This is a genomic window from Gemmatimonas sp., assembly GCF_041689975.1.
Classification (GTDB): domain Bacteria; phylum Gemmatimonadota; class Gemmatimonadetes; order Gemmatimonadales; family Gemmatimonadaceae; genus Gemmatimonas.
Genome location: NZ_JBDNFF010000091.1, coordinates 1 through 5,478 on the forward strand (window position 1 = coordinate 1; position 5,478 = coordinate 5,478).

A 5,478-nucleotide genomic window follows, 5' to 3' on the forward strand; every position below is an offset into this window, starting at 1 on the left:
AGCGATCGATGCTGGCCGTGCATGAAACCGTTCACGACCGTACGCGCCAACAGCGCGAGATCGGAGATACGCGCCAACAAGGCGGGGTCGAGAAAGGACGCGGGAGCGGTCGCCACGAATCGCTCAGAGCGACGAGCGGGGAAGTGGCACGCTCTCGAGCAGACGCCCGATGAGCGAATCAGTGGAGACCTTCTCCGACTGCGCCGTGAAGTTCACCAGCACGCGATGCCGCAGCACGGGACGTGCGAGCGCCCGCACGTCTTCGAAGCTGGCACTGGCGCGCCCCTGCAGCAGCGCCCGCGCCTTGGCGCCCAGCACCAACGCCTGCGCCGCGCGCACCGACGCGCCGTACGACACGAACTGCTTCACATAATCGGGGGCACCGTCGCCGGGGCGGGAGGTGCGCACCAGCTTTACGGCATAGCGTGTGACGGCGTCGGCGATCGGCAGGCGACGCACCACGCGCTGATACGCCAGAATCTCCTCCTTCGACACCACCGGCTGCACCGCCTCCGGCGGCAGCGATGTGGTCGACTTCACCACGGCCACTTCGTCTTCTTCCGGGAGGTAGTCCAGCAAGATTTCAAGCATGAAGCGATCGAGCTGCGCTTCCGGCAGCGGATACGTGCCTTCGAGTTCGATCGGATTCTGCGTGGCGAACACGAAGAACGGCTTGTCGAGTTCGTAAGTGCGCCCCTGTACGGTCACGCGACGTTCCTGCATCGCTTCGAGCAGCGCGGCTTGTGTCTTGGGCGGCGTGCGGTTGATCTCGTCGGCCAGCAACACGTTGGTAAACACCGGACCCGGCATGAACGCGAGACGACGCTGGCCCGTGGCCGGATCGTCCTGAATAACGTCGGTACCGGTCACGTCGCTGGGCATGAGGTCGGGTGTGAACTGAATGCGCGAGAACTTGAGATCGAGCGCACGCGCCAGCGTCGAGATCAACAGGGTTTTGGCGAGACCGGGAACGCCTACCAACAGACAGTTGCCGCCGGCGAAGAGCGCGATCAGCGCCTGCTCCACCACGACGTCCTGACCGACGATGACTTTGCGGAGTTCGGTCGCGATGCGTTGACCGGCGCCCTGCAGGCGGTCGGCAAGAGCGCCGTCATCGAGACGGTCGAGTTCAGACGTAGAAGGGGCCGGAGCGGTCAACTGATTCCTCGGGGGCTAGCGGGTCAACGCGTAGATGATGTAGTTCACGCCGAGCTTGTACGCTTCGTTCGACATGTCGAGCGGGAACATCCCCGTGTCGGAGAACTCCCAGTACTCGGACAGGTCGTTGTTGTAATTCACGATCGCCAGCATGCGCTTCTTCGGATCATTCTCCTCGAACACTCCGTAAAACACCGACTTCATGCCTCGGTAAATCGGATGATCGTACTCGAGACTCTTGATGCGGTAGAACGAGTCGAAGATCGGATGCGACAAATCCAGCTCGATGGGCCGCAAGTTCGGCAGCACCTTCTTCATCTGGCTTTCGAAGTTCATCCAGTGCTCGCCGGCGAAGTCGTCGAAAATGATGAAGCCGCCCTTCGCCAGATAATTCCGGAGCCCAAGCGCCTCCGCGTCAGAGGGTCGCCAGAAGCCTGCCTCGGCCATGTACGCAATGGGGTACTTACCGAGCTGTGGATCGTCGAGCGTCAGGATATTGCTGGCATCGATCCGCACGCGGCTGGTCGAGAGCTCACTGATGATCTTCGTGAAGTGGCGCTCCCCGCGCGGATAGTCGTGACTCCACGGGATGTCGCGACCGCCACGGAATCCGCCGCCGCCAAACTCCGGCATCTGGTACTTCACGCGCACAAAGGTCAAGCGTCCGTCGTAGGGCACGTTCGGCAAAAACTCGGGCGGGCCGCGTCGCTGAGCTTGCGCCGACTCCAATGGCGCCGTCGTGGACAGCAGAAGTGCGCCGAGCAGCAGCGCGCGGGTAAGTGATGTCATTTTCCGCGAAGCTCCAGTAACAGGGTCTGTGCCTTTTCGAACGACGGCGCCTCTTCGAGCACCTGCAACAGCTCGCGACGGGCACCGGCGATATCACCGGCATCCCGCAACGCGCGCGCCAGTTCGTATCGCGCATCGAGCAGGTCAGTGGGACCTATGGCAATGATCGCACGACGCTCCAGCACCGCGCGGGCGTGATCGCCCTGTGAGGCGGCCAGTGCGGCCAGGCGCGTGTGCACCGTGGGCTCGTACGGCCAGATCCAGTTCAGCCGGTCGAGTGCGCGGATGGCACCGCCCTTGTCGCCGCGCTTCTCACGGAGATTCGCCTCGAACATATTGGCGATCCACGCCGTTTCGTTGCGGCTGGTCACCTGCTCGACCATCGTGAGGGCGAGGGTAGTGTCGCCCGCCGCCCCCGCCATTTCCGCGAGGTACCACGCCGGACCGTCATCGCCGCCGTACTCGGGGAACATGGTGCGCGCCTGCTCGAACAGTTGGCGTGCGGAATTACGGTCGGTGCCCATCTTCGACGCGGCCTCGCGCATCGTGGCTACGAACTTGCCGCCGCTGCTGTCGTTCGGCGACGTACCACGCACCGCACTGATCGCCTGCGCGAACTTGCGCTGTGTGTAGGCCTCGAACTCGACGTCGATCTGCGCCGGCGTTTTGCCGAGCACCTTCTGAAACACGCCGGGCGTGTCCATACCGTCGCGATATGCCGTCAGCATGGCCGGCAACGCGGCCGCACCGCGCGTCGCTTCCACCATCTCGCAGAACAACGACGCCTGGTAGTAGCTGAACTGCGTCTCCTCGGGGAATCGAGGCCTGAGAAAGCCGTCACTGAGCTGACTGATGGGACGCAGCTTCCCGTTGGCCATGGCGATCACGTACGACACCGTGGCGTCGGCGCCCCAGCCACGTCCCACGCGCCGCTCTTCGAGTACGGACAGTCCTTCCGACAGCCACCGTGGTACGCGATGGTCCGACGCGCCCAGCGTGAACGCGTGCGTCAGCTCGTGCCACGCCGTCGAGCCCCAATTGAAATCACCCTTCGCACGACCGTTCGGTGTGTCCATCGCCAGCAGGCTGCCGAAGCTCACGCCCAGCGCGCCAAGTCCGGCGAGGCCCACCGTGCGCACCGAGAAGTCGGCATGGTAGCGATAGAACTCGAGACGGATCGGTGTGGGAGGCTTGTAGCCATAACGTACGGCGAGCGAATCGTACGCCTGCTCCAGTAACGGTACGACGTACAGCGCCAGCAGATCGGCTTCTTCCTGCGGCGCGACCACGCGGAACCGTCCGCGGTCGATCGTGCGGAATGACTTCATCTTGTCGAGCAGATCGAGCGTGTTCTTGTGCCACAGATTGAATGGGTCGAGGGCGAACGCGCGCTCCAGCGCGGTGCGACCTGCGGCCATCTGCCCGATGCGCAACTGGTTCGTCCCCATCACCCCATAGGCCGGCACATACAGTGAGTCGTAGCCGATGGCTCGCCGCGCGAGCGCTACCGATTCCGTGTATCGACGCTGACGCACCGAGGCTTCCGCCAGGTCGGTATAGAACTCCGCGAGTGCCGGCTGCACCGCCGTGACCGCCGCCAGCGCCTTGCGGAACGTGGCGCTGTCGCCGTTCAGAAAGGCCATAGAGCCCAGCACCGACCAGCCCGCGGTCGACGTCGAGTCGGCATCGATCGCTCGTTGTGCATACACGCGCGCCGAGTCATACGCCTCGGCGTCGCGGTGCATCTTCGCCACGAACGCCAATGCGTCGGCATACCGCGGGTCGCTGGCGATGCTGAGACGCGCTGTGGCCATTGGGTTACCCTTACCCTCGAACTCCTCCACACGCGCCAACGCCAGCAACGCCTTGGCGTCGGTGGGCGAGCGACGCAGAATCCCTTCAAAGGACAACCGCGCATCGGGCGCGTTGTACTTCTCGAGGAACAACTCACCGGCGCGGCGCTGCGCGTCGAAGTTGTTGGAGTCGGCGGCCGTGGCACGATCGAACGCGGCCAGCGCCGATCGCACCGCCTGCGCATTGCCGATCCCCAGCAGTACATACGCGCGACCCGCCGATAGGTACTCGTCGCTGTTGCGTGCGCCACCCTGCTCGTAAGCGGCCGCAATGCGCGCGGCCCGCTGCGTGGCGTCGCGACGTTCACCGCGGCGAGTCGAGGCCTCCGCGGCGGCGATCTCCGTGGCCCATCGGTCGGGGCCCGGCACGCGCGGAGCAATCGGCGACATTACGCGCACCGCCTGTTGCGCCGCCGCGCGGTCCTGCCCGCAGGCCGCCATCGGCGTCAGCGCCATCGGCGTGAGCACCGATACGACGGACAGCAGCCACGCAGAACGTGTCGACGCGGAACATCTCATGTGCCACCTCCCGCAGCGCGAATCGCCTTCGTCTTTTCCGCCAGTGCGAGCAACAACCGCTCGAGTTCCGCATTGTACGCGTCGGCGGTCATCGTCGCCTTTTTGCTGCGCAGCGACGCCACTTCTGACTCGAGCGCCTGGCGCGTAGCGATCAAACCTGCGATACGCGGATCGGCCGAGGCCGCCGTCTTACCGAACGCTACGCGCGACGCCAGCAACGAGTCACTGACCAGCGCGTGCTCGGTCTGCATGCGATTCGAGCTGGTGTACACCTTGCCCACTTCGGTGCGGGCGAAGCGGAATACTTCGAACACGGACAGACGTCCGTCCTTGTCGGCATCGGCAGCATCCATACCGAGAGCGCCGGCGAAGTACTGCAGAAACATCGACTCGTTACGCTCGTTGGAGGTCTTGGTCGCGGTCACTACCACGCGATTCTGTGCCTTGAGGACGGGCACGAAATCCCCACTGCCGGTGGCGGCGTTCACGAACACCACATGCTGCTTACTGAAACCGGCCAGCCAGGACGCATACTCGGCCGCCGTGGCATCGGGACCCGGCAGGTTCACCTTCGATTGCGCGCCTTCACCACTGCCGTGGCCCATGAGCATCACGAACAGCACATCGCCCGGCTGCACACGCGACGACAGTCGCAGGAGCGCCTGCGCGATGTTCTCGCGCGTGGATCGGCCCGACGAGAGCGCGGTGCGCGTGGAGTCTTCCGTGAGCACGATCAGGCTGGAATCACTCACGCCCCAACGGTTCGTCGCCGCACTGCGCGCTGACTGCGCAGCCGCTTCGAACGAGCGCTTGAACTGTGGCGCTCCCGACAGGCCGACCACCAGCAGCACATGGGTACGCTGCGCGCTGAGCGGTAGCGCGACCATCAGCGCGAGCGCCCCCTGCAGCGCCATTGCGCGTGTGATCCGTACGATTCGAAAAATCATGCCGCGACGCATCATGCGAGTCCCCTCCACCGACGATATCCCCACTCCGCGCCAAGCAGTAGCGCCACCAGCAGGAATACCGCGGGCATGTCCCACAGATCCTTCGCCTCGCGCACCGTTACGCCCGCTTCGGTGAAGACGGCGTCTTCGGCCAGCTTGCCGGCGTCCGCCAGCGGGTAGTAACGACCACCGGTCTGTTCGGCGATACGGCG

The 5,478-nt window shown here is 64.7% G+C and carries 4 protein-coding genes and 1 pseudogene; all 5 read right to left on the minus strand.

Annotated elements, in window-relative coordinates; translation table 11 throughout:
- Nucleotides 1–123 precede the first annotated feature (123 nt).
- Nucleotides 124–1,158, minus strand: a complete 1,035-nt coding sequence (locus ACESNG_RS06345) for an AAA family ATPase (protein ID WP_373068262.1) — start codon at nucleotides 1,156–1,158, stop codon at nucleotides 124–126.
- Between the two features lie 15 nt (nucleotides 1,159–1,173).
- The gene (locus tag ACESNG_RS06350) at nucleotides 1,174–1,947 is read right to left on the minus strand and encodes a DUF4159 domain-containing protein (protein ID WP_373061113.1); all 774 of its coding nucleotides are present in this window, start codon (nucleotides 1,945–1,947) and stop codon (nucleotides 1,174–1,176) included.
- On the minus strand, nucleotides 1,944–4,319 hold the full coding sequence (locus tag ACESNG_RS06355; RefSeq protein ID WP_373068264.1) for a tetratricopeptide repeat protein: 2,376 nt from the start codon (nucleotides 4,317–4,319) through the stop codon (nucleotides 1,944–1,946). Before ACESNG_RS06355 ends, ACESNG_RS06350 begins: the two co-directional genes overlap by 4 nt.
- The gene (locus ACESNG_RS06360; RefSeq protein ID WP_373068266.1) at nucleotides 4,316–5,266 is read right to left on the minus strand and encodes a hypothetical protein; all 951 of its coding nucleotides are present in this window, start codon (nucleotides 5,264–5,266) and stop codon (nucleotides 4,316–4,318) included. Before ACESNG_RS06360 ends, ACESNG_RS06355 begins: the two co-directional genes overlap by 4 nt.
- Before the next feature lie 11 nt (nucleotides 5,267–5,277).
- A pseudogene (locus tag ACESNG_RS06365) lies at nucleotides 5,278–5,478 on the minus strand (hypothetical protein); the annotation flags it as partial.

Bases quoted from the DNA above. Each gene is read 5' to 3' on its own strand.
- ACESNG_RS06350 (WP_373061113.1), bottom strand. From the start codon at position 1,947: ATGACATCACTTACCCGCGCGCTGCTGCTCGGCGCACTTCTGCTGTCC.
- ACESNG_RS06360 (WP_373068266.1), bottom strand. From the start codon at position 5,266: ATGATTTTTCGAATCGTACGGATCACACGCGCAATGGCGCTGCAGGGG.
- ACESNG_RS06355 (WP_373068264.1), bottom strand. From the start codon at position 4,319: ATGAGATGTTCCGCGTCGACACGTTCTGCGTGGCTGCTGTCCGTCGTA.